Genomic DNA, 26,991 nt, shown 5'->3' with positions numbered 1-26,991 from the left:
CCCTGATATGAATAATCTCGAAGCTCGCTCAACTTTTGCACTCAGTAGCATCTTTGCTCTGCGCATGTTGGGCTTATTTATGATTATTCCTGTCTTTGCGGTTGCAGGTCAGCAATATCATGGTGCAACACCTGCATTGATTGGTTTAGCCGTCGGTATTTATGGACTCAGCCAAGCCTTTTTACAGATTCCATTTAGCTTACTTGCCGATCGTTTTAGCCGAAAGCCATTAATCATTTTCGGACTTGCCTTGTTTGCTCTGGGTGGTGCGATTGCGGCTTTATCTGATTCGATCTATGGCGTGATCATTGGTCGGGCGATTGCAGGTGCTGGTGCGGTATCCGCTGTAGTCATGGCACTGCTCTCCGATGTCACCCGTGAAGAACAACGCTCCAAAGCGATGGCATTTATGGGCATGAGCATTGGGCTGTCTTTCATGCTCGCCTTTAGTATCGGTCCATGGCTCACCGAGCAAGTCGGTATTTCAGGACTCTTTTGGGTCACCACCATCATGGGTACATTGGCAATGCTGATGTTGCTCTTGGTGCCGAAAGTCACTCGCCATTATCGAGTCGCACCTCAAGGTTATTTGACACAACTCAAACAAGTGCTTGGCATGGCAGATCTGAACCGTTTGCACGTGTCGATTTTTATGTTGCACTTATTGCTGACGGCGATGTTTGTGTTTATTCCATCACAGTTGATTGAATATGCAGGGATACCACTTGCGCATCATGGTTGGGTGTATTTGCCACTCTTATTAATCAGCTTATTTTTTGCTTTTCCAAGTATTATCTTGGCGGAAAAATACCGTCAGATGCGTGGTATTTTTATCACTGCAGTAGTGGCGATCGTCTTGGGCTTGATCGTCATGGCGCTTGGCTATGACAATAAATATGGTCTGCTCTGTGGCTTAGCCTTATTTTTTATCGCTTTCAATGTCATGGAAGCCTTATTACCATCGTGGCTATCCAAGTCTGCACCAATCCAATCCAAATCGACTGCGATGGGTGTGAACTCCAGTTTTCAGTTTTTGGGCGCATTTTTCGGTGGGACATTGGGCGGTATCTTACTGAGTATGCACCAAATTGGGCTTGGTTGGGCGATCTTGGCAGGTATTGCGATCATTTGGCTTTTGGTCACTTTTCAGCTCAATCAGCCACGTTATCTCTCTTCGCTCGTCGTGACATTACCTGAAACAGAAAAAATGGATGATTGGACTTCCCTTTTACTGGCTGTTCATGGTATTGAAGAGGTCGTAGTCATGCCTGAAAAACAGGTCGCCTACATCAAAGTGGATAAACAACAAATTACAGATACAGCAAGACAAGAATTGTCGCGCTTGCTCAATCAAGAGCTAGCGATCTAAGGCAATCTCGATTAAAGTATTCGGACAAAATAGACATCTATAAGAGGAATAACGCATGCGCGGAGTGAATAAGGTGATTTTAGTAGGTACCTTAGGACGTGACCCTGAATCAAAAACCTTTCCAAATGGCGGATCGGTGTGTAATTTTTCAATTGCCACCAGTGAGTCTTGGACTGATAAAAGTACTGGTGAACGCAAAGAACAAACAGAATGGCATCGTATTGTTTTAAATAATAAATTGGGTGAAATCGCTCAACAATATTTGAAAAAAGGCTCAAAAGTCTACATCGAAGGCTCATTACGTACACGTCAATGGACGGATCAAAACGGTCAAGAGCGTTATAGCACTGAGATTCGTGGCGACCAAATGCAAATGCTCGACTCACGTCCACAGCAAGAGGGTGGTTATCAAAACGAAAATTATGGTCAGAACAATGGTGGCTTTGACGCACCACGTTTTAACAATAATTCAGGTAATAACTCAGGCAACAATCAAGGCGGTTATAACAACAATCCAAACTATGCAGCACCTGCAGGTGGTGGATACGGTGGAAACAACCAAGCGCCAAGAGCTCAACCACAACAAGGTGGTAATGAGCCTGATGATGATTTGCCGTTCTAATATCGAACTGCACTAGATCAAGACATTCTAGTTATTTAGAAATCTAAATGCCTTAAAAAACCTGATTCGTCAGGTTTTTTATGCTTTGAATTTTGCGACTACACAATGAATAGGCAAAAAAAAGCTTATCCGAGGGGGATAAGCTATAAAATCACAATCGTTGAAGCTAAGAAATTTGATTCAAAATCAAAAATATAAGGAGAGATTGCAGATACCAAATATGTTGAACGCATAATAATCAGTTGCTGTGCAGAAAGCAAGCATTTTTTAAATATATTTGCATTAATTTTTCATTTTAAAGCCATTCTTAATAGAAGAAGAATCATTCTTATTTATTTTCATCTCACACATGCAAAGATCATTCTATTTTCATGCTAGGATTTCTCCTATCTCAAGCTAATTCCCAATATTTAGGTCACTGATAATGCACGCCAAAAATACCGCCTTGATCGTCGTCGATGTACAAAATGGCTTTTGCCCCAACGGCAATCTTGCTGTGCCGAATGGTGATGCAGTCGTACCGATCATCAATCAACTGGCAAAACATTTTCAAAATATTGTATTCACTCAAGACTGGCATCCTGCCGATCATATTTCTTTTGCAGAAAACCACGTGGGTAAACAGCCTTTTGACACCATCGAACTGGATTATGGTACGCAAGTACTTTGGCCGACGCATTGTGTGCAAGGCTCGAAAGATGCCGAGCTTCATCTCGATTTAAACATTCCAAGCGCACAGCTCATTATCCGCAAAGGCTACCATCAGCATATCGACAGTTATTCGGCTTTCTTGGAAGCAGATCAGCAAATCTCGACTGGACTGACAGGCTACCTACAATCTCGTGGCATAGATACGGTCTTTGTGGTCGGTTTGGCGACGGATTTCTGTGTGGCATGGACGGCGATGGACGCAGCTAAACTTGGTTTTGCCAGTTATGTGATCGAAGATGCCTGTCGTGCTATTGATCTAAATGGCTCATTGGAAAATGCTTGGCAAGCCATGCGCAATGCGGGTGTACAGCGCATAGCATCCCAAAATATTTTGAATGGTTGATCTTACTTGGCTTATCTTGCATATTTGCTTTTATCCTGAGTATGATGGGTTTAAACTTGCCTAAACTTTTGTAAACATTGATTCAACATGACGCCTGCCTGCAAACTTCTCGATCAACAAAAAATCGCTTATCGCAAGCATGAATACGAGCATGATCCGAATAATCACAATTTTGGCTTGGAAGCAGTAGAAAAACTCGGACTGACGCTTGAGGAAACCTTTAAAACCTTATTGGTCACAGACGGTAAAAATCATTATGTCGCTGTACTACCAGTCGCCTATCAACTGAATCTCAAGAAAGCCGCAAGCGCTTTGGGCTGTAAAAAATTAGCCATGGCAGAGATCAAAGATGCCGAACGCCTGACAGGTTATCTGGTCGGTGGGATTAGTCCGCTAGGACAGAAAAAACGCCAAAAAACCGTGATTGATGATTCCGCACAACACTTTGAAAAAATGTACGTCAGTGGTGGCAAACGTGGCTTAGACATCTCGCTTGCACCGAATGATCTCAGCAAAGTATTAAATGCAGACTTTGCCGAGATTCGAGATTTAGTCGGATGACCTCAACTCCCCGACTGCGTTAATTGCTCTCAATGTGCAACTTGTACACCTTCGCTTAATTGCCTTGTCATTGAATTAAATTCATTTGCCTAAATATGTTGAATCTTGCAAATAGGGTTATGATTTAATCGACGTATCAATCCGTGTGCCACGCAGTAAGGTTTTAGTCACAGGTGTCTTTTGGCAAATATCAAGAATTTTAGCTTTGCCTGCCTCATCTAAGTCCTTGTCAAATCTCAGCTTGCGAGTAATCCATTCCTCACCTTCTTTGTTCATATTGAAATGTAGATCAATGGAGAAATGCCCATAATCTATCTCTTTATGCTTTGCATACATGCGCAGTGTGATCATGGTACACGCCGCCAATCCTGCAAGCAGATAGTCATACGGCGCAGGACCAGTATCACCACCCCCAAAGCTCTCAGGCTTATCGGTAATATAGTGATGTTTCCCACTGGTCAGTTCACCTGCCCACGGTGCGTCTAGGCTTGAGATTTTTGTATTTGCGATGCTTGCCATGTTGTCGTCCTCGTTTTCTATTCTAGGTTTTCTATTCTAGGTTTTCTATTCTAGGTTCTCTACTTTGCGTTCTGTATTTACAGGTTCAAGTCACGCAGGCTTATTTTGAAGTCCGCATCTGATCTGGAATTTCAGGCGCAATCAGACGTTTGCCCTGATACGATGGAATTTCTCCAAAACGTGCATCATGGTCAATCCACTGCTGACGTGCCTGTTTCATTTCTTCCGTAGTACGTGCTACAAAGTTCCACCACAGCAGAATTTCACTTTCAAATGGCTCACCACCAATCAGCAAAACACGTGCACCTTTTTTCATTTTAAGGTGCATTTTTTCATTACCAACTTCGAGCACCACCATATTGTCGTGTGTCAGGGCATGACCGTTGATTTCTGCTTCAGCTTCCATCGCCAACAGCCCGTATTCAAATTCAGGATTTAAATCCAAAATCACCTCAACATCATCCACCGCTTCGACATCTACACCGAGCATCTTGCTATAAACTTGCACTGGCGACGTCGTCCCGAGAAAATCACCAACCAACACTGAGAAAATTGCACCGTCTTGTTCAATGGTTGGCAGTTCAGGATAATGCTCAAACTTCGGCGCCATATGACGATGTGCCTCAGGCAATGCAATCCAAAGCTGTGCCGCATGCAAGCCTGTTTCCGTCGATGGCGTCACTTCGGTGTGGGAAATACCCTGTCCTGCGGTCATTAAATTGACCTGTTTTGGACGAATCAGTTGCTCACTGCCCACGCTGTCATGGTGCATCACTGTGCCGTCGATCATCCATGTAAAGGTCTGCAAGCCAATATGCGGATGCGGTCCAACATCCATGCCATCATTCGGTGCAAACTGCACAGGTCCTGCATGGTCTAGGAAACACCATGCGCCAATCATACGTTTATCTTTGCTCGGCAATGCACGTTTGATCGTGGTACTTGTGCCGACGATGGCAGAACGTAGATGGACTTCTTTGATGCTATTTGGTTGTGCGGATGGACAATCGGACGATTGCGACACACGGGCTGTCGTAGTATTGGTCATATTATTTCCTTATTTCTAGCTAATCTGTTACTGGTTTTCGACTAGATTTTTTATAAAATATCGAAATTGTACGACAGATTACAGTCCAGAATTGCAACGCTGTGTGTGTATTATTTTGATTTATGACAAATAATTTTAGGAAATGTACACAATCTTATGTAAAAATAATGTCGAAGAAATGCTCAATACTTATCAAATGAACAGTAACAAACACGAAAATTACGAACTCTTAAATTTGCTCGGTTATGGCTTGGCGAAGTTTGACAATGATTTTATTCAACAATTTGGCTTTTCGACCAAATCTGCATTCTATGACTATTTCGTTGAGTTAGGCATCGTTGAAACAGGAAGTGTCGTTAAAAACAGAATGGATTTATTTGATCCATTTTTTGACAATGATCGTAAAGGTTGGTGGCAAAAAGGCGACGCATATATTCACCGTAAACATCTGATTGATAATCTATTCGGCAGTGAAAACTGTGTCGGTTATGCCAATATCATCAAACTTTTCCTACATGAAAATTTTAAAATTGATGACTTTATTGTACAGGTCAAACCCATCGTAAAATCAAGATTTAAGAAGTTACAAGAAACAGGATTGGAAGCAGAGCTATATTTCCTGAATAACTATCAATCCATTGATATTTTTAAAGATGGAAGCATCGAAGATGCTCGCCTATATGGTGATGGTTATGATTTTCAAGTCAATGTACAAAGTACATCGTATTTAGCTGAAATAAAAGGGATTCGTGCCAAGAAAGGTCGTTTTCGTTTAACAGAAAATGAATACAAAAAAGCGCAAGAATATCAGCTTGATTACATCATTACTTTGGTGCTGAATTTAGATGATACACCGACTTTTTTAACTATTGATGATCCACTGAAAAATCTGAAATTTGAAGAAAAAATCATCAAATCAAAAGAAGTCAAAGAATATCATTTGGTATCTGATATATGTTAGAACTCAGCGATAAAATTAACATTTTGAAAGACTATCTTGATGAGATTGGCGACACTCATGTGGATAGTTTTAAAACAGATATTGTATTTTACTTTAATGATTTTGAAGATGAACAAAGCTGTGATTTTCAATTTCTAAATAGACTCAATTCAAAAGAAGAAATTCATAGCGTGATTGATCATTTGATTTCCAAAATTGCGCTGAAGTTTGACGAAGATGAAGAACAATTATCGGATTTTATCTTTTATGCGCTAAACCCCTAAACTCAATTTTAGTAAATATCTATTTTAAAAACGAATAAAAAAGAGCACCGAAGTGCTCTTTTAAGGAAATTATTCCCATTCAATCGTTGCAGGTGGCTTGCTCGACACATCATAGACCACACGTGATACATCTCTGATTTCATTCATAATACGAGTTGAGATACGATCAACCAAATCATACGGTAGATGCGCAAAACGAGCCGTCATAAAGTCCACAGTTTCCACAGCACGTAGCGCAATCACCCACGCATAACGACGACCATCACCGACCACACCCACAGACTTCACAGGTTGGAATACCGCAAAGGCTTGCGCCGTCTTGTCATACCAGCCACTGGCACGTAGCTCCTGCATAAAGATATCATCAGCAAGACGCAGAATATCTGCATATTCTTTTTTCACTTCGCCCAAGATACGTACACCAAGACCCGGTCCTGGGAACGGATGACGGTAGATCATACTATGTGGCAAGCCAAGTGTCGTGCCGAGTTTACGCACTTCATCTTTAAATAAATCACGTAATGGCTCAACCAAATCAAACGCCAAATCTTCAGGTAACCCGCCAACATTGTGATGCGATTTGATCACATGCGCCTTACCTTGTTTACTCGCCGCCGATTCGATCACATCAGGATAAATCGTGCCTTGCGCCAAAAATTTCACGCCATCAAGTTTACGTGCTTCTTCTGCAAAGACTTCGATGAATTCACGACCGATGATTTTACGTTTTTTCTCAGGATCAACTTCACCTGCAAGTGCAGTGAGGAAGCGCTCTTCTGCATCAGCACGAATCACTCGAATACCCATATTGTCTGCAAACATTTGCATCACTTGATCGCCTTCGTTTAAACGAAGCAAACCATTATCGACGAATACACAAGTCAATTGATCGCCAATCGCTTTATGCAACAAGGCTGCAACCACAGAGGAATCCACGCCACCTGACAAGCCAAGCAAGACTTTTTCATCGCCGATTTGTTCACGAAGCTGTTCGATACGAAGCTCGATAATCTGTTCAGGTGTCCACAGACCACCACAACCACAGATTTTATGCACGAAGTTTGAAAGTAATTCTGCGCCTTTTGCGGTATGCGTCACTTCAGGGTGGAACTGCACACCGTAGAAACGACGGGTTTCATCAGATGCCGCCGCATATGGACAGCTTGGCGTGCTTGCCGTGGTATTAAAACCTTGTGGTAATTGACCCACTTTATCACCGTGGCTCATCCACACATGCAATTGATCTTCACGATCTTGTAGATTACCAATCAACTGGTCACGGATTTGAATATCAACTTCTGCATAGCCGAACTCATGCACTTTACCTGCTTCGACTTTTCCGCCCAACTGTTCAGACATGGTTTGGAAGCCGTAGCAAATACCAAGTACAGGCACGCCGAGCTCAAATACCACTTGTGGTGCACGAGGACTGCCTTCGACATGCACGCTTTCTGGACCACCTGAGAGGATGATGCCGTTTGGATTAAAGGCACGAATCTCTTCTTCGCTCATGTCATAGGCGTACATTTCAGAGTACACGCCTGCTTCACGGACACGGCGAGCGATCAACTGGCTGTATTGCGAGCCAAAATCAAGGATAAGGATACGGTCTTCGGTAATTTGAGTATTGGTCGTCATCAGTTACAACTTATACAAGGCGAGAAATTAAGCGCTGTATTTTAGCATTTTCTACGGTGAACTGCACCGATTATAAATTTGTTCAACTATAATTTGTTTTTAAAAGGCAATAAAAAAGCCACCCTTACGGATGGCTTTACAGTTACGTAGTAATTCTTACTTCACCATGCAGAGCCAAAGTAAACTTTGGTGGTTTTATTAGACCTAACTGTTGAAATTCATTTACTAACTTTAGAGTCTCTTGCACGCTTTGATAGGACTTTTTCTTTTCTAAATTTTCTTTAGCTACAATAACTCTTTGATCAATTGTCATATGTTGTTTCATAATCACATACTCTGAAGATGAGTGTTACAGTGGATATAAAAACTTTGACCTAGTCCTTGAAAATAATCAAGTAATAAATCGTGGTACTTGTGAACCGCCTCAGATAAATCTCTATTTTGACCAAAGTCTTCAATAACTAGGCGAATATTCGACGCTCCTAATTCTTGAATACTAATATATCTACTATGTGAATGCCAATGCTTATGATCGCAAAATTTTGTAGCAATTTCTTCTGCTCTTTCTTCTTTTTCCTGATTAGTAACTTTTTTACCAGTACTATTATGCTTGCTCCAATTTTTAAACTTATATTGAACTAACCATTTTTTAAGCAGACTAACCGAGAGGTCTCTTGCTTGCTCATAACGCCTCAATACACCTAAATCTTGCTGGGTAAGAAGCATATATTCCGCTTGACTACAATTACCATTATTAGATTTTTCAATAATTTCATTAACCTTATCCAAATAACCTAAAGCTGGTACAAAGTGTCCTTCTTTGTTTTGAACCTGCGGATCAATTGGACCTAATGAAGAAGAGTAATCCATATATATTTGATCACCAGACATGCACATAATCGTTGCAGCTGACATTGCCATTTCAGGAATGATGAATACAACATCTTCATAATGATGACGCATTATATTTACCATTTTTTCAGCAGATTCCACTAAACCACCACCTGAATAAATCAAGACTGCCAAGTTTGGATTTTGTTTATTTTTCTCAATAACTTCTTTTAGAACATTAGGTGAAAATTGATTAATTGAACCTACATAACTGATCAAATCTCTGTCATTGAATTTCTTACTCAACTCAGTATGCTAATAGGCTAAAGCCAACTGAGCGTGTGATTGTATCGAACCTGTAAACATTTTCTTTCCTTATTCTATTTCTGCTAAAAAATTTGAAAAAGCCACCCTTACGGATGGCTTCTTCTCAATCATGACAGGATTAACCTGCACGATTTTTAATTTTGCGTAATGTTTCAAGTTGTGCCGCTGTTTCAGCAAGGGCAGCCAAAGCTGCTGCTGAGTCCAAATCACTCTTTTGATTTGCAAGCAATTGTTCAGCATTTTTACGTGCTTCGATAATTGCTGCTTCATCCAAGTTGTCTGCACGTACTGCGGTGTCTGCAAGGACAGTCACTACATGCGGTTGAACTTCAAGCACACCGCCTGATACATAGACGATTTCTTCTGTACCATTTTCAAGCTGAACACGAATCGTTCCAGGTTGAAGTAAAGTCACTAGCGGAGCGTGACCCGGTAAAATACCGAGCTCACCGCCTGCGCCTTTTGCGATCAACATGCTGACTTGTCCAGAGTAAATTGACTCTTTGACACTCACCACGTCACATTGCATCGTTGCCATAAGATAGCCTCCTTAATTAGAGATGCTAATTACAGCTTCTCAGCTTTCGCAATCACTTCGTCAATACCACCAACCATATAGAACGCTTGTTCTGGGATATGGTCGTATTCACCAGCTAATAGACCTTTAAAGCCACGAATGGTTTCTTTAAGCGGTACAAGTTTACCTGGCGCACCAGTAAAGACTTCAGCAACATGGAACGGTTGAGAGAAGAAACGTTGGATTTTACGTGCACGGTAAACAACCAATTTGTCTTCTTCAGCCAATTCGTCCATACCCAATATCGCAATGATGTCTTTCAGCTCTTTATAACGTTGCAATACATTCTGTACAGAACGTGCAATTTCATAATGCTCAGTACCAACTACCAAAGGATCAAGCTGACGAGAAGTCGAGTCAAGTGGATCGATCGCTGGATAGATACCAGAAGATGCGATGTCACGGCTCAATACAACTGTTGCGTCCAAGTGGGCGAATGTCGTTGCAGGTGATGGATCGGTTAAGTCATCGGCAGGTACGTATACCGCTTGGATTGACGTGATCGAACCAGACTTCGTCGATGTAATACGCTCTTGAAGCACACCCATTTCTTCTGCAAGTGTCGGCTGATAACCTACCGCAGATGGCATACGACCAAGAAGTGCAGATACTTCTGTACCCGCGAGTGTATAACGGTAGATGTTGTCAACGAACAGTAGTACGTCACGACCTTTACCATTTTCATCTTTCTCATCACGGAAGTATTCCGCCATGGTCAAACCTGTCAACGCAACACGTAGACGGTTACCCGGTGGCTCGTTCATCTGACCGTAGACCATGGCTACTTTATCAAGAACGTTAGAATCTTTCATTTCGTGATAGAAGTCATTCCCTTCACGAGTACGCTCACCAACACCAGCGAATACAGATAAACCTGAGTGCGCTTTTGCGATGTTGTTGATCAATTCCATCATGTTAACGGTTTTACCAACACCCGCACCACCGAACAGACCAACTTTACCACCTTTTGCAAACGGGCAGAGCAAGTCGATGACTTTAATACCAGTTTCTAGAAGGTCAGTAGACGCTGCTTGTTCAGCATAAGAAGGCGCTTCACGGTGAATCGGCAAACGATCTTCAGTCGCAACTGGACCAGCTTCGTCGATCGGGCGACCAAGTACATCCATAATACGACCAAGTGTCGCTGTACCCACTGGTACTGAAATCGGTGCACCAGTATCAGATACTGGAAGACCACGTTTCAAACCTTCAGTAGAACCCATTGCGATGGTACGAACAACACCATCACCGAGCTGTTGTTGCACTTCGAGAGTTGTCTCAGTGCCATCAACATGAAGTGCGTCATAGATCTTTGGAACGCTATTACGTTCAAACTCGACGTCGATAACCGCGCCGATGATCTGAATGATACGACCGCTACTCATATTGCTGTCTCCTCAATTCAAATAAATACTGTTAAACGGCAGCGGCACCGCCAACGATTTCAGAAATTTCCTGAGTAATCGCGGCTTGACGCAGCTTGTTATAGATGAGTTGTAGATCTCTAATCAATCCACCCGCATTATCTGTTGCTGCTTTCATCGCAACCATACGTGCAGACTGCTCAGAGGCGATGTTTTCGATCACACCCTGATAGACCATCGACTCGATATAGCGAACCAATAAACCATTGAGCAATTCTTCTGCTTCTGGCTCATAGAGATAATCCCAACCGTATTGACGGTTTAGATCTTCGCTTTCGTCAGCTTGTGCAAGTGGAACAAGTTGATCGACTGTCGGTTTTTGTGTCATCGCATTGATGAAGCGGTTTGATACTAGATAAATGCGATCAATCTCGCCCTTATCATAAGAATCAAGCATCGCTTGAACCGAACCTGTCAGTTGTTCCGTATCTGGCGCATCACCCAACTGGGTCGCTGCACACACCACTTTACCGCCGTAACTTTTAAAAAACGAAACCGCTTTTTGACCAATTAAAGCAAATTCGACTTCAATTGACTGCGCACGTTGTTGTTGTACATGCTGCACCACTTTTTTGAACAAGTTAATGTTCAAACCACCAGCAAGTCCACGATCCGATGAAACCACGATGTAACCAACGCGTTTCACAGGACGATCGACCATATAACGGTGTTTGTATTCTGGATTGGCTTGTACCAAGTGAGCAATTACACGGCGCATATTTTCGGCATACGGGCGACCTTGTGCCATGCGCTCTTGCGCACGACGCATCTTAGAAGCTGCTACCATCTGCATCGCGCGAGTAATTTTCTGCGTGCTTTTGATACTAGCTACTTTGGCGCGAATTTCTTTTAAATTTGCCATACGCTTAACCTAATTCTCGAAAACCTGAATCAACAGGCTTTCGATGGTTGATCCGTGAAACAAACTTAACTAACCCAAATCATTAAAAAATGAATTAGTAAGCCTGAGTCGCTTTGAAGCTCTCAATACCTGCTTTAAATTCAGCTTCGATGTCTTTGTCGTAGTTACCAGTTTCATCAATATTTTGCATGAATGCAGCTTTTTCAGAGCGGAAATATGCAATCAATGCTGCATCAAAATCAACGATTTTGTTTACAGGAACATCAGCCATATAGCCTTCGTTCGACGCATAAACAGAAACCGCTTGATCAGCAATTGAGTAAGGCGCATATTGCTTTTGCTTCATCAACTCAGTCACGCGTTGACCGTGTTCAAGTTGCTTACGAGTCGCTTCGTCAAGGTCAGAAGCAAACTGCGCAAATGCAGCCAATTCACGGTACTGTGCAAGTGCAGTACGGATACCACCAGACAATTTCTTGATGATCTTCGTCTGTGCAGAACCACCAACACGTGATACCGAAATACCAGCGTTGACCGCAGGACGGATACCCGAGTTAAACAATGAAGTTTCTAGGAAGATCTGACCATCAGTAATCGAAATCACGTTGGTTGGTACGAATGCAGAGACGTCACCTGCTTGGGTTTCAATGATTGGCAATGCCGTCAATGAACCAGTTTGACCTTTCACTTCACCATTGGTGAACTGCTCAACATAGTCCGCAGATACACGAGAAGCACGCTCAAGAAGACGTGAGTGAAGATAGAATACGTCACCTGGATACGCTTCACGACCTGGTGGACGACGAAGAAGCAATGAGATTTGACGGTAAGCAACTGCTTGCTTAGACAAATCATCATAGATGATCAACGCATCTTCACCACGGTCACGGAAGTATTCACCCATTGTACAGCCAGAGTAAGCTGACAAATACTGCATCGCTGCAGGATCAGCTGCTGCCGCTGCAACAACAGTGGTGTACGCCATTGCGCCAGTTTCTTCTAATTTACGCACGACGTTCGCAATCGTAGATTGTTTTTGACCAATCGCTACATACACACATTTAATGCCAGAAGACTTCTGCGCAATAATGGTGTCAACAGCCATTGCAGTTTTACCTGTTTGACGGTCACCAATGATCAACTCACGCTGTCCACGACCGATTGGGATCATGGTATCTACTGATTTATAACCAGTTTGTACAGGCTCATCAACACTTTGACGCCAAATAACGCCAGGTGCTACCTTTTCAACTTTATCAGTCATTTTTGCATCGATAGGACCTTTACCATCGATCGGGTTACCCAAGGCATCCACGACACGACCTAAAAGTTCAGGACCTACTGGTACTTCGAGTACACGACCAGTACAACGAGCTTTTTGACCTTCTTGTAAGCCTAAGTAGTTACCAAGAACTACGGCACCCACTGAATCTTCTTCAAGGTTCAGTGCCATACCAAATAAGCCGCCTTCAAATTCGATCATCTCACCGTACATGGCATCTGCCAAGCCGTGAATACGCACGATACCGTCAGATACCATGACGATGGTACCTTCGTTTTTCGCGGTCGCACTGGTGTCCAGATCGCTGATACGCTGTTTAATGAGCGCACTGATCTCGGATGGATTCAGTTGTTGCATTGCGCTATTACCTCAATTCTTTGTATGTTCATTCTTGTGATTTAAGCAAGAAGACGAGTTCGCATTTTTTCAAGCTTGTCTAGCGCAGAATCATCGATGACTTGATCGCCTGCACGAATCACCACCCCAGCGATAAGGCTTGGGTTAACTTCTACAGTGGTATTCACAGATTTGTTGAAGCGTTTTTCCAAACGATCCGTCAACAACTGCTCCTGTACTGCAGAAAGTGGGAATGCAGATTCGATAACAACGTCAACTGCGTTATTACCTTGTGCTTTCAATAATTCATACTCTGCTGAAATCTCAGGGAGCAATGCCAAACGATCATTCTCTGCAAGCAAAGTCAAAAAGTTTGAAACTGCAACTGAAGTTTGCTCGGCACCAAGGATTTGGATAAAAGCTTTAACTTTTTCAGCAGGCGTCAATTCTGGGCGAGTAATATAAGCGGAAAATGCTTCATCTTGCACCGTCGCACTGAGCGTACTTAATACAGTAGACCATGAGTCTGCTGCATTTTGCTCAGACGCATAAGCAAATGCTGCTTTGGCATATGGGCGTGCCAACGTCAAGAGTTCAGCCATATTTCGCCTCGCTTAAAGTTTCGCAGCCAGCTCTTTGAGCATGGCATCGTGAGCTTGTGCATCAACTTGTTGTGCAAGAATCTTCTCTGCACCATCGACTGCCAAAGCAGCAACTTGTTGACGTAGTGCTTCGCGAGCGCTATTGATCTCAGTATCCACAGACTCCTGAGCCTGTTGGCGAATACGCTCACCTTCCGCAGACGCTTGGGTACGAGCTTCCTCGACCAATTGTGCTGCACGACGGTTCGCTTGTTCGATCAATTGCGCCGCTTGTGCTTTTGCTGCATCCAATTCAGCTTTTACTTGAGCTTGCGCATCGGCAAGATCAGCTTTGGCTTTTTCAGCTGCATTTAAGCCATCAGCAATTTTACGCTGACGCTCACTAATCGCATTGATTAGTGGTGGCCAAACAAACTTCATGCAAAATGCGACAAAAATCGCAAATGCAATCGCTTGGCCAATCAATGTGAGGTTGATATTCATTTCGCTATTCCTCAATAGTTTAATTTGAGAATTAAGCCGATTAACCTACAAATGGATTAGCGAAGATGAAGAACAAGCCAATACCAACACCGATCATAGGCACAGCATCAAGAAGACCCGCGATTAAGAACATACGAGTTTGAAGTTGTGGAGCCAATTCTGGTTGACGAGCAACAGCTTCCAAGAAGCGACCACCCAAAAGACCGAAACCAATCGCAGTACCCAAAGCACCGAAAGCGATCAAGATAGCAGATGCGATTGCAACTAGACCTAAAGTGAGTTCCATGATAATTCCTCAGAGGTTAGGTTATACCAATTAAATAAAAAATTTGCCCAACTACACCACGTAGCTAGGCATTACCATTAATGTTTTTCGCTCGCCATACTCAAATACACGATGGTCAACATCATGAAAATGAAGGCTTGCAATGTGATAACAAGAATATGGAAAATCGCCCACGGCACAGACAACGCCCATTGGATCCAAAATGGTAGTAAAGCGATCAAGATAAAGATCAACTCACCCGCATACATGTTACCAAACAGTCGAAGTGCCAATGAAATCGGACGAGCCAAGAAAGTAACCAATTCCAAAACAAGGTTTACGGGAATTAATAACGCCTTAGCGATAGGATTACTCGGGTTAAATGGGTTCAGTGCCAACTCACCTACAAAACCTGCCACGCCTTTTTCACGGAAACTATAAAATAGAATCAACGCAAATACTGACAATGACATCCCTAGAGTGATGTTCGGGTCAGTAGTAGGGACGATTTTGAAATAAACGTGATGTGGATCCATACCAAATACGCTTTCACCAATTTTCTGAGCCAATACAGGCACCCAGTCAACAGGGATCAAATCCATCAGGTTCATGAGGAAAATCCACACGAAGATGGTCAACGCCAAAGGCGCAATCAAACGTGATTTGCCATGAAAAGTATCACGGACACTTGAGTCTACAAACTCGATAATCATCTCAATTGCTGATTGGAATTTTGTTGGCACGCCACTATTCGCAGCACGAGCAACTAACCAAAAAATAAAGCAATAGATGATCCCAAGACCGATAGACCAACCCATTGAGTCCAAGTGAATTGCAGTGAACCCCATTTGCTGAGCTTCAGCAGCCGATTCAGCCAATTTCCATGTCCCATCTGGCATTTTGCCATAGGTCATATTGGTCAAATGGTGCTTGATATACTCAGTCGAAGTAAGGGCATGTTCTTCAGCAGCCATAAATCACACCTGGTCAATGTAAATTACTATTTAAAGAAAACCGATGCACGCTGCACGACATCAACTCTCTAAGAAAACGATACTTTCGCTGTCAAAGCAGTTAGGCTTGATGCCGAGCGAGCCAAAACGGCGCCACCCATGACATAGCTTGCACAAGCAAGAACCCACCTAAAACCGCCACCATAGATATTGGTGAAACACAGCTTAAAATCAATATCAAACCAACAACCACGATCACAAATTTGCCGATCAAGCCGAGATACATATTGCTCAGAATCTGCCTTGACGCTCGTGCTCCAGAAGATCGAAACGCCTGCCACGCGAAATAACTACTTGCAAACCAATAGACCAATGCGCCCAATGCTGCACTTTTTGCAGCAGTCACATCGTGTATTAGCCAAGCCAATAACGCTGCAACTGGAATCATCATCGCTTGCAATACAGCCAAAGCCTTTGCCAATCGACGATCAACAAGTTGTGGAGATCGGCGCATTACTTCTTTATCTCTGTAGCTCTCTGTAGCTATAACACTTTAACTTCAGTAACAAATTCGCAATCATCTCTTTGCAGATTGTCTGATTTATCCCAAACTGGTCAAAATCAACAAGGATTCGTGAATGATTGTTATTAATCGGAGGCATTATAGAGTTACACCCCATAACATGCAATCTTTATCCGAAGAAGGGCTAGTTAATTTTTACCGTTTTTTGACAACACCCGAGTATTTTAAGGAACACTATACGAAATAATGATGACAAAAATGGATTTTTTGACTGTGAAAACAGTTTTGTAGTGATCAAAGCCCTTCTTTTAGTGACGAGGCAGACATTGTTGTACAGCATTCGCCAATTTTAACCAAGCTGTGACAAAATCTTTCTGATCTGACATGCTTTCATTCACTTCAATGGTATTCACTGGCTTTAAGCGTTGCACCACATTGTCACTTGCACCATGCCCAAGAATTAAGCACATCGTGTGTTGTGGACGCTGATCATTTAAATATTTGATCTGCGCAATGGTTGGTGCTTGCTCATGATCTGCACTCAACGCCCCTGAATATTTCAAATCCATCGCACGTTCAAGATATTGAAAGGCATCATGAAATGCCCAATAGTGGCGCAATTTTCGACCATTGCTTGCCAGTCGAGTGGCATCTAACATCCGTTTTGAAAATTGTTGTGCATTTTTCCAATACGTCGTTTTATATTCTGGATGTTGCTGTGAACGTAATGAGGCGATAAAGAAAGCAATTCGAATCGCATTATTTGGCTCTAACCAAACATGCGTATCAAGACTATTGGCGATCGGTTGCCCTTTGACATCACGCATCGGCAATGTTTGCATCAAATGACTATCCAGTACAGAAATTGCATTTTTTTGTGTACCCAATAGTTTTTGTAATGGGGCTTCATGCTGTACACCAAACCATAAAATAAGCTCGGCCTGAGTCGCAAGTTGACGAGTTTTCGGGGTAATTTGTACGTCATGCCCTGTCTGTTGTGGGCTGAGTAGTAAAGTCGGCTCTTCAACACCTTTAGTCACATCTTTGGCAATCAAATATAAAGGATAGGTTGAAAGCACCAAGCCACTAACAGTAGATTTTTTATCATCTAAATCTTTATCATTGGAAATATCTTTAGAGCACGCCAATGACGGCATCAACAATGAGAAAAACAGCACAAAAACGAGAGATTGAACGATACGCACAACAAATTACCCAAATTAAAACTAGCGTTATAATATAACGATATGCTATTTTTTACACTATTATTTGCTTGCGATTTCTCTTTACACTTTTTTGTTTAGCTGAAGTCCATTTTTATTTTTAAAGTTTCGGGGAATATCTGTGAACACATGCTCGCATACGCATCATGATGACGATCGCCTACACGGCGTGCATGAACATGGCAGCATCAATGAGCGCATCAAACAAGCCGAGCAAATCTGTGATGAAGCAAGCGCACGTCTGACGCCACTTCGTAAAGAAGTGCTGTGCCTGATTCTTTCTGCAAAAGCGCCGATCGGTGCATATGATCTGCTCGCAAAACTGAAAAATAGCAATGAACGCCCTGCTGCACCGCCTACGGTGTATCGTAGTTTAGAATTTTTATTAGAGCATGGCTTTGTACATCGCCTAACTTCGATCAATGCCTTTATCCCTTGTTGTCATCCTCGTGAAGGACATCAGGCGGCTTTCCTGATCTGTCAAAATTGTCATAGCGTCAAAGAAACCTCTGCCAATGACCTATTTGATCAACTAAAAAGTATTGCTGATCAAGGGCATTTTCAAGCACAAAACAGCGTCATTGAAATCTCTGGAATGTGTCAACAATGTCAATGAGTGACTATGCGCCACTAGTGCAGTTAAATCAAATCAATGTCAGCTTTTCAGGTCGGCAGGTGCTTAAAAATGTCGATTTGCACATTTATCCGCATGAAATCGTCACCTTAGTTGGACCCAATGGCGCAGGCAAATCAACATTAATTAAAGTCTTGCTCGGCATTAGTAAAGCAGATCAAGGACAAGTGACGTATCAGCGCAACTTGAAAATGGCGTATGTGCCTCAGAAGTTTCATCCTTCAGAAAGCCTGCCGATGCGAGTCAAAGATTTATTGGCTTTGGAAAAATGTGATCACTCCTATAAAGCGCAAATTATCCAAGATACTGGCATCGCCAATTTGCAATCGACTGCGCTACAACAATTATCAGGTGGTGAGCGACAACGTGTGTTATTAGCACGTGCCTTATTGCGTAAGCCACAGCTTTTGGTTTTAGATGAACCGATGCAAGGCTTGGATATTCAGTCTGAAGAAGAATTGTATGCCTATGTGCGCACCTTGCCAACTACGCTCGGCTGTGCGGTATTGATGGTATCCCATGATTTGCAATGGGTGATGCAAGGCACGCAACGTGTGATCTGCCTGAATCATCATATCTGCTGTACGGGCACACCTGAAAACATTCAAAAACATCCTGAGTATGTGGCGATCTTCGGTCAGCAACGTGTGCCTTATCAGCATCATCATGACCACTGTGCACATGGTGATCACGCCGAGCCGTGTCTACACATTCCACATCCTCACATCCATCCCGAAGCGGAGCCGTAATCCATGTATGAGTGGCTGATTTTACTTGCACCTGCATGGTTGATGGGCTGTGTATTGCCCTTTTTAACTGCGCCATTGGGTTGTCTGATGTTGTGGCGTCGCATGTCATTTTTTGCCGACACGATGGCACACGGCACTTTGCTCGGTGTGGCGATTGCAGGTTTGCTCAGCCTACCGATTTGGCTTGGTGTGTCGCTGTTAGCGGTGATTTTGGTGGGTATCTTATGGTTTTTGCATGACCGCCGTTTACCCAATGATGCCTTGCTGGCGTTATGCTCGGCGACTTTGCTGTGTAGTGGTTTATTGCTGATTCAACAATTGCCAACTTTGCGTCCTGAGCTGATGAGCTATCTTTTCGGTGATTTACTGACAGTGACGTGGCAAAGCCTACCTGCTTTAATCGTTACGATTTTATGTGCAGGCGCAATTCTCGCCTATTACTGGCGTTCGCAGTTGCGCCTTGCTCTCGCCTCAGACATTGCCCAAAGTGAAGGCATTCATGCAGGTTGGCAACGGCTGATTTTCATGGGTGTGCTTGCACTATTTACCGTGATTGCACTTAAAGTGGTTGGCTCCTTGCTGATGGGTGCATTACTGGTGATTCCTGCGCTCACTGCACGACTTCTTGCACATTCGCCACGACAAATGGTGATTTGGGCATTTATCCTTGCAGAGTTGGCAATTACCGTTGGCTTATGGAGTAGTGCATGGCTCGATATTGCCACTGGGCTGAGCATCGTATTGACCATGTCGGTGCTTTTTGCAGTCGTGTTTATCAGTCAAAAAGTGTGGTTTAAATCGAAATCATTGGCTTAACGCTTAGCATCTATTTAAAAGCAAAATTTCAAAGCAAAAGACCAACTCATGCGAACTGGTCTTTTTTATATTAATCGATTGTTTGATCTGCAATTATTGCTTAGGCGCACACTGCGTATCATCACATTGTTCTGCCTGATTCGTTTCAGTATTCGTATCAACTGGTTCTAAAGCCTTTTTCAAAACTTGTACAAACACTTCCGTCGGCTGTGCACCTGATAAAGCAATACGCTGATCAAATACAAAAAATGGTACGCCTGTGACATTGAGCTGATCACGTGCAGTCGCTTCATCGAATTTGACAAAGTCGGCATATTCATCCGAGTCCAGCACATCATCGACTTCCACAGGATTCAAGCCAATCCGTGCTGCCACATCTTCTAAGGTTTCACGCTCACCGATCGCCAAACCATCAGTCATATAGCTATAGAAAAAGGCCTCTTTCGCTTCTGAGCCCAGACCTTTGCTTTGTGCCAAATGGATAATGCGATGTGCATCTAAGGTATTGCCTGAGTTGGCATTTTGCCAATTGAATTCAATGCCTTCCGCTTTTGCCATCTCAGCGATGTTGCGCTGCATCCCTTCTACCTCTGCAAGACTGCGCCCGTATTTCTGTGCCAATCGCTCTGAATTGGAAATCTCCTGACGTTTTGGTGCATCTGCATCGAGCTGAAAACTATGCCAATGCACTTCAAGCTCAACACCTGCTTGTTCAGCGGCTTTTTCTAAGCGTTTCTTACCGATATAACAAAATGGACATACCACATCCGACCAAATATCTACACGCATGACTTTTCTCAAATCTCATTGTTAAGGGATAGATAAGGTTGGAATTTGGTTTTTAAAGGCTTTATCTTAATATCTTTGACAAACTTCTTGCTAGTTGTTATAGAGTGAAATTTAATGTCTTAATTTTATACCACCAATAAACTTGGCGACAGCTAGCGTCGCCCTACACTACCAATAAATAAATTTTGAGATAAGATATGTCTAATGATTGTTTTTATCCTGTATTTGATATTTCTAAAGTTGAGTCAGACACTTTAGAGCAGATAGGCACTAAAAGTAAGTTTTGGTATACGGAAAATGGGCAATCATTTCTTTTTAAAAGCATTCAATCTAAAACAGGTGATAGATTTGGGGAGGATTGGGCTGAAAAAATATCCTGTGAGTTAGCTCAACTCCTCAGATTACCTCATGCTCACTATGAACTAGCTGTTTTTAAAGGAAAAAGAGGTGTTATTACTGATAACTTCATCACCCAAAGAGGCGAGCAACTTATATTAGGCAATGAACTTCTTGAGGGTTTGCTGAATACGCCTAATTGGATAATCCAAATATTCAATATATTAGAGACGTCCATCAAATTATGTGTAAAACCATTATCAACAAGCCCATTGGATTCGATAGCCTTCCACACATTAAAACAGCGAGTGAATTTTTTGTTGGTTACTTGATGTTTGACACCTTGATTTCAAATCAAGATAGACACAATGAGAACTGGGGTTCAGTTATTACCCTTAAAGGGGTTAAACACCTTGCCCCGAGCTACGATCATAGGGCAAGCTTGGCAAGAAATGTTAACGATGTTGAGAAAAATAGTCGGATGACATCAAAAGATAAAGGACAACAACTTCCTCAGTTTGTTCTCAAAGCCAAATCTTTGTTTCAAGATCCATCATCAACAAATCAATCAAAATGGTTAAAATTATTAGATGCTTTCAAACAATATGCTGGCTACGAAAAGATTGCTGCTAAATCATGGCTAAATATTTTGAAAGGTATCTCAGACGATGATATAAAAGCTATAATAGACAAAGTTCCCATGCATTTGATGACTAACACATCAAAAGATTTCACCTACAAATTGATTTTATGCAACAAGTCCAATTTGTTAGAATTAGATGACCAAATTTGACTTATTCACTAGAGAGATTGTCATCATGAAAAGTGTTTTCGTTATGTGGCAAGATTCCACCAATACTAGAATGTGGCATCCTGTCGCAAAGTTAACTCAAAAAGAAAATAACCAATATGTATTGAGTTATACTATTGGCGCTAATAATTCAAACTTTACGTTATTTCCTAATATGGAAGATAAGCAAGAAGTATATACTTCTACCAATTTATTTAGCTTTTTTAGAAATCGGTTGATTCCTGAAAGCAGACCCGAGCACGATAGTATGTTTGAATGGTCTGGGTTATCATCTTGTACCAAAGATTATTTAGAGCTATTGGCGATTTCTGGAGGTGAAAAGAAAACAGACCATTTCAGGATCGTCAACGAACCAAAAAATGAAAATGGGTACTACAAAGTAAAATTCTTTGTTAGCAGTATCAACTACTTAACACTTGAAGAAAAACGAAATCTACAATACTTAGCTGTTGGCGACCAACTTTTATTCAGTTTTGATGTGAGTAATCAGGTTGATGCCGATGCTACAATTTTATCCAAAGATGATGGATTAAAAATTGGCTATCTACCTCATTACTTGTGTAAAGACCTTAAAAAGTTATTACATTTTTTACCATCTGATGACATCAATATTACTATTTCACAATTAAACCTTGATGCACCTGCACAGTTTAAAATCTTATGCGAAATTAGTGCACCTTGGCCCAACGATTTCGCTGCTTTTGAAAATGAAGAGTTTAAACTCATTACCTCGTAGCACTATAGTATCCATGCTTCATTGACCGCTTATCAGAGCTATACAGTATTTCACAACACTTTGATGTAGGCTAAATTTATTATCGCTTTTGATTGATTCAACTTTTTTCCGTATATATGGAAAGTTGAATTTGGAGCAAGCCAATGAAATTTTTAAAATTTTCTCCATCCTTCATTCTATTATCCTCACTCGGCTTCCCCTTGATGGTACAAGCAAGTGACGTTATTTCACTCCCGACGATTACCGTCATGGCAGAAGAAGAGCTTCGTGAAGAAGATGTTGGTATTCTTCCTTATCAAGAAGATGAAGATGTCAAAGAAGCGTTGCGCCATAAAATCTATAAGCTCGAAACTGATATGCAAAATAAGGTAATGAGTGAAAATGCCAGTATTGCGATGAACTATATTCCCAATACCGTCATACCTGATATGAGCCAATATTCACCATTTGTACAACAATATATTTTAGCAGTCGCCAGTGGCTTTCAATCATCAGACCCAACCAATGGCGCTTTTGAAATACTCAATACCTTAGACATCAATCGCAATAATATTGACACTATTCGTAATGGCACGATGGAAATCAACTTTAATCAAAATATCGTAAATGAGCTTAATAAAAATGGTGACCTAATCAGACTACAACAACAGCTAAGAGATAGTTTCAACAACCGTTAGTGGTTTTTACGCTCATATTTTACATTTCAAAAAAATCCCCGCACTTGGCGGGGATTTTTTTATGTATTTAATTTAGCAATTAAACACGTTCGATAATGGTAGCAATACCTTGACCAAGCCCGATACACATGGTCGCAAGACCGATTTGTGTATCTTGTTGCTCCATCACGTTGAGCAATGTTGTGGTGATACGTGCACCAGAACAGCCCAATGGGTGACCAAGCGCAATCGCACCACCATTCAAGTTAATGATGTCTTGTTTGTCGTAGATATTTAAGCCTTTCATGACTGATAGACCTTGTGCAGCAAATGCTTCATTCAATTCAATCGTTTGAATGTCGTCCATCGTCAAGCCAGCACGCTTCAATGCTTTTTGTGTTGCAGGAACAGGACCATAACCCATGATCGCCGCATCACAACCTGCAACCGCCATCGAGCGAATCACAGCACGTGGCTTCAAGCCTAATGCTTGCGCACGTTCAGCAGACATGAGTAGCATCGCAGAAGCACCATCAGACAATGCTGAAGATGTTGCCGCCGTCACTGTACCGCCTTTCGGATCGAATACTGGACGCAATGCTTGGAATGCTTCAAGGTTGGCATCTGGACGAATCACTTCGTCGATAGCACAGCTTTGCAAAAAGCCATTTTGGTCGTGACCTTCGATCGCAATGATTTCATTTTTGAAGCGACCTTCTTGTGTTGCAGCCCATGCACGACGATGCGATTCCACACCAAACGCATCTTGCTCTTCACGAGAGATACCGTTCATACGACCGAGCATTTCCGCAGTCAAGCCCATCATGTTCGATGCTTTTGCATAGTGCTTAGATGCTTGTGGGTTGATGTCGATGCCGTGCATCATGCCAACGTGACCCATATGCTCTACACCACCGATGATGAATACATCACCTTGATTGGTTGCGATTTGCGCTGCAGCAGTATGGATCGATTGCATTGATGAACCGCAAAGACGGTTCACCGTTTGACCTGCAACAGTTTTTGGAAGATCAGCCAACAATACGATATTACGACCAATGTTCATACCTTGTTCAAGCGTTTGGTTAACACAGCCCCAAATCACATCTTCAACTTCATTGGTATCAAATTCGTTACGTGCAACGAGCGCACGTACCAATTCAGCAGATAAGTTATCTGCACGAACATTGCGGAACATACCGTTTTTGGTTTTACCCATTGCTGAACGTACACCATCAACGATGACAACGTCACGTGGATTTAAAGTAGCCATTCACGTTGCTCCTTAACCGTAGAATTTTTTGTTGTTTGCAGCCATGTCACGCAACATTTGTGGCGCTTCATAAGCCTTACCTAAGTGTGCATATTTGTCGCAAAGCGCAACGTATTCAGCAACACCTGTTTGATCGATGTAACGGCATGGACCACCACGGAATGGTGGGAAGCCTACACCCATGATCATCGCCATATCTGCTTCTGCCGCAGTTGCAACGATGTTGTCTTCTAAGCAACGAACCGTTTCGTTACAGAAAGTCAGCATCATACGGTCAATGATTTCTTGGTTATCAAACTCGTGCTTTTCAGTGGTCGCCATTGATGCTACAAGTTCATATGCTGTTGGATCGACGGTTTTCGATTTCTTGCCTTTACGATCAAGTTCATACTTGTAGAAACCAACGTCATTTTTTTGACCAAGACGTTTGTTTTCATACATGATTTCGATCGCACCTTTGAAGTCAGGCTTCATACGATCAGGGAAACCTTCTGCCATCACTTCTGCACCATGAACACCCGTGTCGATACCAACTACGTCGATCAAGTAAGCAGGACCCATAGGCCAGCCGAATTTCTCCATGACTTTGTCCACTTGTTGGAAGTCCGCACCATCTTTAAGAAGAAGGTTGAACGCACCAAAGTAAGGGAACAATACACGGTTTACAAGGAAACCTGGGCAGTCGTTGACAACGATTGGGGTTTTACCCATTTTCTGAGCAAGAACAACTGTGGTCGCAATCGCTTCTGGTGAAGTTTTCTCACCACGGATCACTTCTACCAATGGCATCATGTGCACTGGATTGAAGAAGTGCATACCCACAAAGTTTTCAGGACGTTGTAGGTTTTCAGCCAAACGTGTGATTGAAATTGTTGAAGTATTTGAAGCAATGATCGTGTTGTCACGAACATTTTTTTCAGTTTCAGCAAGGACGATACCTTTGACTTTTGGATTTTCAGTCACCGCTTCGATCACGATATCGACTTCTTTGAACTCGTCATAGCTCAATGTCGGACGGATACGTGCAAGAGTTTCACCCATTTGCGCAGGCTTTAATTTTTTGCGCTCAACTTGCTTGGTAAGCAAGCCATTCGCTTCTTTCATACCGAGTGCAAGCTGTGGATTACCAATATCTTTCATGATAATTGGTGTGCCTTTGCTTGCCGCTTGGTAAGCAATACCGCCACCCATGATCCCAGCGCCTAATACAGCCGCTTGGTTTACAGGATGCGCACCTTGCTCATATTTTTTAGAAGTCTTTTTCACCAACTGATCATTTAAGAATAGACCAATCAATGCTTCTGCTTGTGGCGTAGACGCTGCTTGACCGAAGAATTTCGCTTCAGTTTTTACTGCTTCGTCACGTGTTTGGTTTGCAGACGCTTGGATTGAGTCAATCGCAAGTTTTGGCGCAGGATATTGTGCAGGATTTGCTTTTGCAAGAACTACACCTTTGGCTGAGTTGAACGCCATCATTTGTTCGATTTGGTTCAATTTCACTGGATCAAGTTTTTCTTGACGTTTTGCTTTCCAATCAAGCTCGCCAGAAAGTGCTTTTTTCACCAAGTCGATCGCTGCATCTTGCAGTTGCTCAGGTGCAACAACCGCATCAACTGCGCCATCTTTCAGTGCAGCTGCCGGTTTTTTCTGTGCGCCTGTACCAATCCACTCAAGTGCATTGTCGATACCGATCACACGCGTCAAACGTACTGTACCACCGTAACCTGGGAAGATACCCAGTTTAACTTCAGGCAGACCAACTTGCGCAGCTGTAGACATAATACGGTAGTCACATGCCAAGCAAAGTTCAAAACCACCGCCCAAAGCGATGCCATTGATCGCAACCACTTTTGGAATATCCAAATCTTCAAAAGCATTGAAAATCGCATGCGCATCCATGGTGATGTCTGCAATTTTTTCTGCACCTGAAGAGAAGTAAGCACCAAACTCTGTGATGTCTGCACCAACGATGAATACTGGTTTACCACTGGTCACGATCAAACCTTTAACTTCACTGTTCGCTTTGATTGCGTCAGTCGCAGCCTTGAGGTCTTGCATAGTGACATTGTTGAATTTGTTTACTGACTCGCCCTGTAAATCAAAGCGTAGTTCTGCAATTCCATCCGAAAGTAATTGGACGGTAATGGCATTGCCATTGTGGATCATGCCTGATCTCCTTGTTTTGGAGGACTTATGTTGAATTTCATTGTCATACGCAGGGCGCATGACGCTTTGCACATCTTACGCTAACTATATCTAAAATTTAAAATACAAGTTGTATCAAGGCGTGACGCAAGCGTCATCAATCTTAGGCTTTTGTTGTCGCAAAAGCACTAAATTTAAAGTGAATTCATGTTCTAATTTTTCTGTAGCGCCTCAAAGCTTTGCCGAAATCTTCGTAGCAAAAAATACAATCATTGGTATTTTGTTTAGGAATGATTAAAATACGCCCTTTCTCTCCCTAATTT

At 42.4% G+C, this 26,991-nt stretch carries 31 protein-coding genes; 13 read left to right on the top strand and 18 right to left on the bottom strand.

All coding sequences use genetic code 11. The features are described 5' to 3' along the window. Window positions 1–7: 7 nt before the first annotated feature. The 4 genes from ACE3PQ_RS00775 to ybaK all read left to right on the top strand — a co-directional run bounded on the left by ACE3PQ_RS00775 (window position 8) and on the right by ybaK (window position 3,606). Window positions 8–1,369, top strand: a complete 1,362-nt coding sequence (locus ACE3PQ_RS00775; protein WP_374294304.1) for an MFS transporter — start codon at window positions 8–10, stop codon at window positions 1,367–1,369. A 55-nt stretch (window positions 1,370–1,424) separates the two neighbouring features. Continuing rightward, a complete protein-coding gene (gene ssb / locus ACE3PQ_RS00770; protein WP_374294301.1) occupies window positions 1,425–1,991 on the top strand; it encodes a single-stranded DNA-binding protein in 567 nt (188 codons plus the stop codon). 424 nt (window positions 1,992–2,415) lie between these two features. Further along, the gene (gene pncA, locus ACE3PQ_RS00765) at window positions 2,416–3,045 is read left to right on the top strand and encodes a bifunctional nicotinamidase/pyrazinamidase (RefSeq protein WP_374294299.1); all 630 of its coding nucleotides are present in this window, start codon (window positions 2,416–2,418) and stop codon (window positions 3,043–3,045) included. An 87-nt stretch (window positions 3,046–3,132) separates the two neighbouring features. After that, on the top strand, window positions 3,133–3,606 hold the full coding sequence (gene ybaK, locus ACE3PQ_RS00760; RefSeq protein WP_374294297.1) for a Cys-tRNA(Pro) deacylase: 474 nt from the start codon (window positions 3,133–3,135) through the stop codon (window positions 3,604–3,606). Between the two features lie 117 nt (window positions 3,607–3,723). Here ybaK and ACE3PQ_RS00755 read toward each other — a convergent pair whose 3' ends face one another. Both ACE3PQ_RS00755 and ACE3PQ_RS00750 read right to left on the bottom strand, forming a co-directional pair. Continuing rightward, window positions 3,724–4,125, bottom strand: a complete 402-nt coding sequence (locus ACE3PQ_RS00755) for an OsmC family protein (RefSeq protein WP_374294295.1) — start codon at window positions 4,123–4,125, stop codon at window positions 3,724–3,726. A gap of 100 nt (window positions 4,126–4,225) precedes the next feature. Next, on the bottom strand, window positions 4,226–5,173 hold the full coding sequence (locus ACE3PQ_RS00750; protein ID WP_374294293.1) for a pirin family protein: 948 nt from the start codon (window positions 5,171–5,173) through the stop codon (window positions 4,226–4,228). Between the two features lie 142 nt (window positions 5,174–5,315). Here ACE3PQ_RS00750 and ACE3PQ_RS00745 point away from each other — a divergent pair, with 142 nt between their 5' ends. After that, window positions 5,316–6,134 (top strand): DUF3883 domain-containing protein, encoded by an 819-nt coding sequence (locus tag ACE3PQ_RS00745; protein WP_374294290.1) that lies wholly within the window; start codon window positions 5,316–5,318, stop codon window positions 6,132–6,134. Then, a complete protein-coding gene (locus ACE3PQ_RS00740) occupies window positions 6,128–6,397 on the top strand; it encodes a hypothetical protein (RefSeq protein WP_374294288.1) in 270 nt (89 codons plus the stop codon). Before ACE3PQ_RS00745 ends, ACE3PQ_RS00740 begins: the two co-directional genes overlap by 7 nt. Before the next feature lie 69 nt (window positions 6,398–6,466). Here the strand turns inward: ACE3PQ_RS00740 and guaA are convergent, their stop codons facing one another. The 13 genes from guaA to ACE3PQ_RS00675 form a co-directional block, all read right to left on the bottom strand. Next, the gene (gene guaA, locus ACE3PQ_RS00735; RefSeq protein ID WP_374294287.1) at window positions 6,467–8,035 is read right to left on the bottom strand and encodes a glutamine-hydrolyzing GMP synthase; all 1,569 of its coding nucleotides are present in this window, start codon (window positions 8,033–8,035) and stop codon (window positions 6,467–6,469) included. Window positions 8,036–8,177: 142 nt separating this feature from the next. Then, window positions 8,178–8,348: a hypothetical protein gene (locus ACE3PQ_RS00730; protein WP_374294285.1), complete on the bottom strand. Its 171-nt coding sequence runs from the start codon at window positions 8,346–8,348 to the stop codon at window positions 8,178–8,180. Window positions 8,349–8,362: 14 nt separating this feature from the next. Continuing rightward, window positions 8,363–9,172, bottom strand: a complete 810-nt coding sequence (locus ACE3PQ_RS00725) for an ATP-dependent Clp protease proteolytic subunit (RefSeq protein WP_374294283.1) — start codon at window positions 9,170–9,172, stop codon at window positions 8,363–8,365. Window positions 9,173–9,311: 139 nt separating this feature from the next. Further along, entirely contained in the window at window positions 9,312–9,731 is a 420-nt protein-coding gene (locus tag ACE3PQ_RS00720; RefSeq protein ID WP_374294281.1) for a F0F1 ATP synthase subunit epsilon, read from the bottom strand. 29 nt (window positions 9,732–9,760) lie between these two features. Further along, window positions 9,761–11,155 carry a F0F1 ATP synthase subunit beta gene (gene atpD, locus ACE3PQ_RS00715; RefSeq protein ID WP_374294279.1) on the bottom strand — a complete coding sequence of 465 codons (1,395 nt, stop codon included), beginning with the start codon at window positions 11,153–11,155 and terminating at the stop codon, window positions 9,761–9,763. A 31-nt stretch (window positions 11,156–11,186) separates the two neighbouring features. Further along, the gene (atpG, locus tag ACE3PQ_RS00710; RefSeq protein ID WP_374294277.1) at window positions 11,187–12,056 is read right to left on the bottom strand and encodes a F0F1 ATP synthase subunit gamma; all 870 of its coding nucleotides are present in this window, start codon (window positions 12,054–12,056) and stop codon (window positions 11,187–11,189) included. A gap of 94 nt (window positions 12,057–12,150) precedes the next feature. Continuing rightward, on the bottom strand, window positions 12,151–13,695 hold the full coding sequence (gene atpA, locus ACE3PQ_RS00705) for a F0F1 ATP synthase subunit alpha (protein ID WP_092619797.1): 1,545 nt from the start codon (window positions 13,693–13,695) through the stop codon (window positions 12,151–12,153). 41 nt (window positions 13,696–13,736) lie between these two features. Beyond that, complete coding sequence (locus ACE3PQ_RS00700; protein WP_374294274.1) at window positions 13,737–14,276, bottom strand: F0F1 ATP synthase subunit delta; 540 nt, start codon at window positions 14,274–14,276, stop codon at window positions 13,737–13,739. A gap of 12 nt (window positions 14,277–14,288) precedes the next feature. Beyond that, entirely contained in the window at window positions 14,289–14,759 is a 471-nt protein-coding gene (locus ACE3PQ_RS00695) for a F0F1 ATP synthase subunit B (protein WP_374294272.1), read from the bottom strand. A gap of 40 nt (window positions 14,760–14,799) precedes the next feature. Continuing rightward, window positions 14,800–15,045, bottom strand: a complete 246-nt coding sequence (gene atpE / locus ACE3PQ_RS00690) for a F0F1 ATP synthase subunit C (RefSeq protein WP_000424060.1) — start codon at window positions 15,043–15,045, stop codon at window positions 14,800–14,802. A 77-nt stretch (window positions 15,046–15,122) separates the two neighbouring features. Further along, window positions 15,123–15,998, bottom strand: coding sequence for a F0F1 ATP synthase subunit A (gene atpB, locus ACE3PQ_RS00685; protein WP_374294268.1), 876 nt, complete (start codon window positions 15,996–15,998; stop codon window positions 15,123–15,125). 100 nt (window positions 15,999–16,098) lie between these two features. Beyond that, window positions 16,099–16,491 (bottom strand): ATP synthase subunit I, encoded by a 393-nt coding sequence (locus tag ACE3PQ_RS00680; RefSeq protein WP_374294266.1) that lies wholly within the window; start codon window positions 16,489–16,491, stop codon window positions 16,099–16,101. A gap of 317 nt (window positions 16,492–16,808) precedes the next feature. Then, window positions 16,809–17,705, bottom strand: coding sequence for a metal ABC transporter substrate-binding protein (locus ACE3PQ_RS00675; protein WP_374294264.1), 897 nt, complete (start codon window positions 17,703–17,705; stop codon window positions 16,809–16,811). A gap of 139 nt (window positions 17,706–17,844) precedes the next feature. On the opposite strand from ACE3PQ_RS00675, the gene ACE3PQ_RS00670 reads away from it, so the two are divergent. Genes ACE3PQ_RS00670 through ACE3PQ_RS00660 form a run of 3 tightly spaced genes read left to right on the top strand, consistent with a single transcriptional unit; the run spans window position 17,845 to window position 19,922 of the window. Continuing rightward, complete coding sequence (locus tag ACE3PQ_RS00670; RefSeq protein WP_374294262.1) at window positions 17,845–18,339, top strand: transcriptional repressor; 495 nt, start codon at window positions 17,845–17,847, stop codon at window positions 18,337–18,339. After that, complete coding sequence (locus ACE3PQ_RS00665; RefSeq protein ID WP_374294360.1) at window positions 18,336–19,106, top strand: ATP-binding cassette domain-containing protein; 771 nt, start codon at window positions 18,336–18,338, stop codon at window positions 19,104–19,106. Before ACE3PQ_RS00670 ends, ACE3PQ_RS00665 begins: the two co-directional genes overlap by 4 nt. A gap of 3 nt (window positions 19,107–19,109) precedes the next feature. Then, window positions 19,110–19,922, top strand: a complete 813-nt coding sequence (locus ACE3PQ_RS00660; RefSeq protein ID WP_374294260.1) for a metal ABC transporter permease — start codon at window positions 19,110–19,112, stop codon at window positions 19,920–19,922. Between the two features lie 93 nt (window positions 19,923–20,015). On the opposite strand, the gene ACE3PQ_RS00655 is transcribed toward ACE3PQ_RS00660, so the two are convergent. After that, complete coding sequence (locus ACE3PQ_RS00655; protein ID WP_374294258.1) at window positions 20,016–20,711, bottom strand: DsbA family protein; 696 nt, start codon at window positions 20,709–20,711, stop codon at window positions 20,016–20,018. A 197-nt stretch (window positions 20,712–20,908) separates the two neighbouring features. On the opposite strand from ACE3PQ_RS00655, the gene ACE3PQ_RS00650 reads away from it, so the two are divergent. The 4 genes from ACE3PQ_RS00650 (at window position 20,909) to ACE3PQ_RS00635 (ending at window position 23,271) form a co-directional block, all read left to right on the top strand. Then, window positions 20,909–21,379 (top strand): hypothetical protein, encoded by a 471-nt coding sequence (locus ACE3PQ_RS00650; RefSeq protein WP_374294256.1) that lies wholly within the window; start codon window positions 20,909–20,911, stop codon window positions 21,377–21,379. Next, on the top strand, window positions 21,379–21,840 hold the full coding sequence (locus ACE3PQ_RS00645) for a hypothetical protein (RefSeq protein ID WP_374294254.1): 462 nt from the start codon (window positions 21,379–21,381) through the stop codon (window positions 21,838–21,840). The genes ACE3PQ_RS00650 and ACE3PQ_RS00645 overlap by 1 nt, the downstream gene beginning before the upstream one ends. 25 nt (window positions 21,841–21,865) lie before the next feature. Next, entirely contained in the window at window positions 21,866–22,594 is a 729-nt protein-coding gene (locus ACE3PQ_RS00640) for an HIRAN domain-containing protein (protein ID WP_374294252.1), read from the top strand. A gap of 143 nt (window positions 22,595–22,737) precedes the next feature. Then, entirely contained in the window at window positions 22,738–23,271 is a 534-nt protein-coding gene (locus ACE3PQ_RS00635; RefSeq protein WP_374294250.1) for a hypothetical protein, read from the top strand. A 79-nt stretch (window positions 23,272–23,350) separates the two neighbouring features. Here ACE3PQ_RS00635 and fadA read toward each other — a convergent pair whose 3' ends face one another. Further along, the gene (gene fadA / locus ACE3PQ_RS00630) at window positions 23,351–24,523 is read right to left on the bottom strand and encodes an acetyl-CoA C-acyltransferase FadA (RefSeq protein WP_374294248.1); all 1,173 of its coding nucleotides are present in this window, start codon (window positions 24,521–24,523) and stop codon (window positions 23,351–23,353) included. A 12-nt stretch (window positions 24,524–24,535) separates the two neighbouring features. Beyond that, a complete protein-coding gene (gene fadB / locus ACE3PQ_RS00625; protein ID WP_374294246.1) occupies window positions 24,536–26,689 on the bottom strand; it encodes a fatty acid oxidation complex subunit alpha FadB in 2,154 nt (717 codons plus the stop codon). Between the last annotated feature and the right edge of the window lie 302 nt (window positions 26,690–26,991).

This window comes from Acinetobacter sp., assembly GCF_041911495.1.
Taxonomy (GTDB): Bacteria; Pseudomonadota; Gammaproteobacteria; order Pseudomonadales; family Moraxellaceae; genus Acinetobacter.
The sequence above is the reverse complement of the archived record's forward strand: the minus strand, read 5'-3'. Positions and strand labels throughout refer to the sequence as shown.

Excerpts from the sequence above, each read along its gene's own strand:
- ACE3PQ_RS00775 (WP_374294304.1), top strand. The coding sequence starts at position 8 with ATGAATAATCTCGAAGCTCGCTCAACTTTTGCACTCAGTAGCATCTTT.
- ssb (WP_374294301.1), top strand. The coding sequence starts at position 1,425 with ATGCGCGGAGTGAATAAGGTGATTTTAGTAGGTACCTTAGGACGTGAC.
- pncA (WP_374294299.1), top strand. The coding sequence starts at position 2,416 with ATGCACGCCAAAAATACCGCCTTGATCGTCGTCGATGTACAAAATGGC.
- ybaK (WP_374294297.1), top strand. The coding sequence starts at position 3,133 with ATGACGCCTGCCTGCAAACTTCTCGATCAACAAAAAATCGCTTATCGC.
- ACE3PQ_RS00755 (WP_374294295.1), bottom strand. The coding sequence starts at position 4,125 with ATGGCAAGCATCGCAAATACAAAAATCTCAAGCCTAGACGCACCGTGG.
- ACE3PQ_RS00750 (WP_374294293.1), bottom strand. The coding sequence starts at position 5,173 with ATGACCAATACTACGACAGCCCGTGTGTCGCAATCGTCCGATTGTCCA.
- ACE3PQ_RS00745 (WP_374294290.1), top strand. The coding sequence starts at position 5,316 with ATGTACACAATCTTATGTAAAAATAATGTCGAAGAAATGCTCAATACT.
- ACE3PQ_RS00740 (WP_374294288.1), top strand. The coding sequence starts at position 6,128 with ATGTTAGAACTCAGCGATAAAATTAACATTTTGAAAGACTATCTTGAT.
- guaA (WP_374294287.1), bottom strand. The coding sequence starts at position 8,035 with ATGACGACCAATACTCAAATTACCGAAGACCGTATCCTTATCCTTGAT.
- ACE3PQ_RS00730 (WP_374294285.1), bottom strand. The coding sequence starts at position 8,348 with ATGACAATTGATCAAAGAGTTATTGTAGCTAAAGAAAATTTAGAAAAG.
- ACE3PQ_RS00720 (WP_374294281.1), bottom strand. The coding sequence starts at position 9,731 with ATGGCAACGATGCAATGTGACGTGGTGAGTGTCAAAGAGTCAATTTAC.
- atpD (WP_374294279.1), bottom strand. The coding sequence starts at position 11,155 with ATGAGTAGCGGTCGTATCATTCAGATCATCGGCGCGGTTATCGACGTC.
- atpG (WP_374294277.1), bottom strand. The coding sequence starts at position 12,056 with ATGGCAAATTTAAAAGAAATTCGCGCCAAAGTAGCTAGTATCAAAAGC.
- atpA (WP_092619797.1), bottom strand. The coding sequence starts at position 13,695 with ATGCAACAACTGAATCCATCCGAGATCAGTGCGCTCATTAAACAGCGT.
- ACE3PQ_RS00700 (WP_374294274.1), bottom strand. The coding sequence starts at position 14,276 with ATGGCTGAACTCTTGACGTTGGCACGCCCATATGCCAAAGCAGCATTT.
- ACE3PQ_RS00695 (WP_374294272.1), bottom strand. The coding sequence starts at position 14,759 with ATGAATATCAACCTCACATTGATTGGCCAAGCGATTGCATTTGCGATT.
- atpE (WP_000424060.1), bottom strand. The coding sequence starts at position 15,045 with ATGGAACTCACTTTAGGTCTAGTTGCAATCGCATCTGCTATCTTGATC.
- atpB (WP_374294268.1), bottom strand. The coding sequence starts at position 15,998 with ATGGCTGCTGAAGAACATGCCCTTACTTCGACTGAGTATATCAAGCAC.
- ACE3PQ_RS00680 (WP_374294266.1), bottom strand. The coding sequence starts at position 16,491 with ATGCGCCGATCTCCACAACTTGTTGATCGTCGATTGGCAAAGGCTTTG.
- ACE3PQ_RS00665 (WP_374294360.1), top strand. The coding sequence starts at position 18,336 with ATGAGTGACTATGCGCCACTAGTGCAGTTAAATCAAATCAATGTCAGC.
- ACE3PQ_RS00660 (WP_374294260.1), top strand. The coding sequence starts at position 19,110 with ATGTATGAGTGGCTGATTTTACTTGCACCTGCATGGTTGATGGGCTGT.
- ACE3PQ_RS00655 (WP_374294258.1), bottom strand. The coding sequence starts at position 20,711 with ATGCGTGTAGATATTTGGTCGGATGTGGTATGTCCATTTTGTTATATC.
- ACE3PQ_RS00650 (WP_374294256.1), top strand. The coding sequence starts at position 20,909 with ATGTCTAATGATTGTTTTTATCCTGTATTTGATATTTCTAAAGTTGAG.
- ACE3PQ_RS00645 (WP_374294254.1), top strand. The coding sequence starts at position 21,379 with ATGTTTGACACCTTGATTTCAAATCAAGATAGACACAATGAGAACTGG.
- ACE3PQ_RS00640 (WP_374294252.1), top strand. The coding sequence starts at position 21,866 with ATGAAAAGTGTTTTCGTTATGTGGCAAGATTCCACCAATACTAGAATG.
- ACE3PQ_RS00635 (WP_374294250.1), top strand. The coding sequence starts at position 22,738 with ATGAAATTTTTAAAATTTTCTCCATCCTTCATTCTATTATCCTCACTC.
- fadA (WP_374294248.1), bottom strand. The coding sequence starts at position 24,523 with ATGGCTACTTTAAATCCACGTGACGTTGTCATCGTTGATGGTGTACGT.
- fadB (WP_374294246.1), bottom strand. The coding sequence starts at position 26,689 with ATGATCCACAATGGCAATGCCATTACCGTCCAATTACTTTCGGATGGA.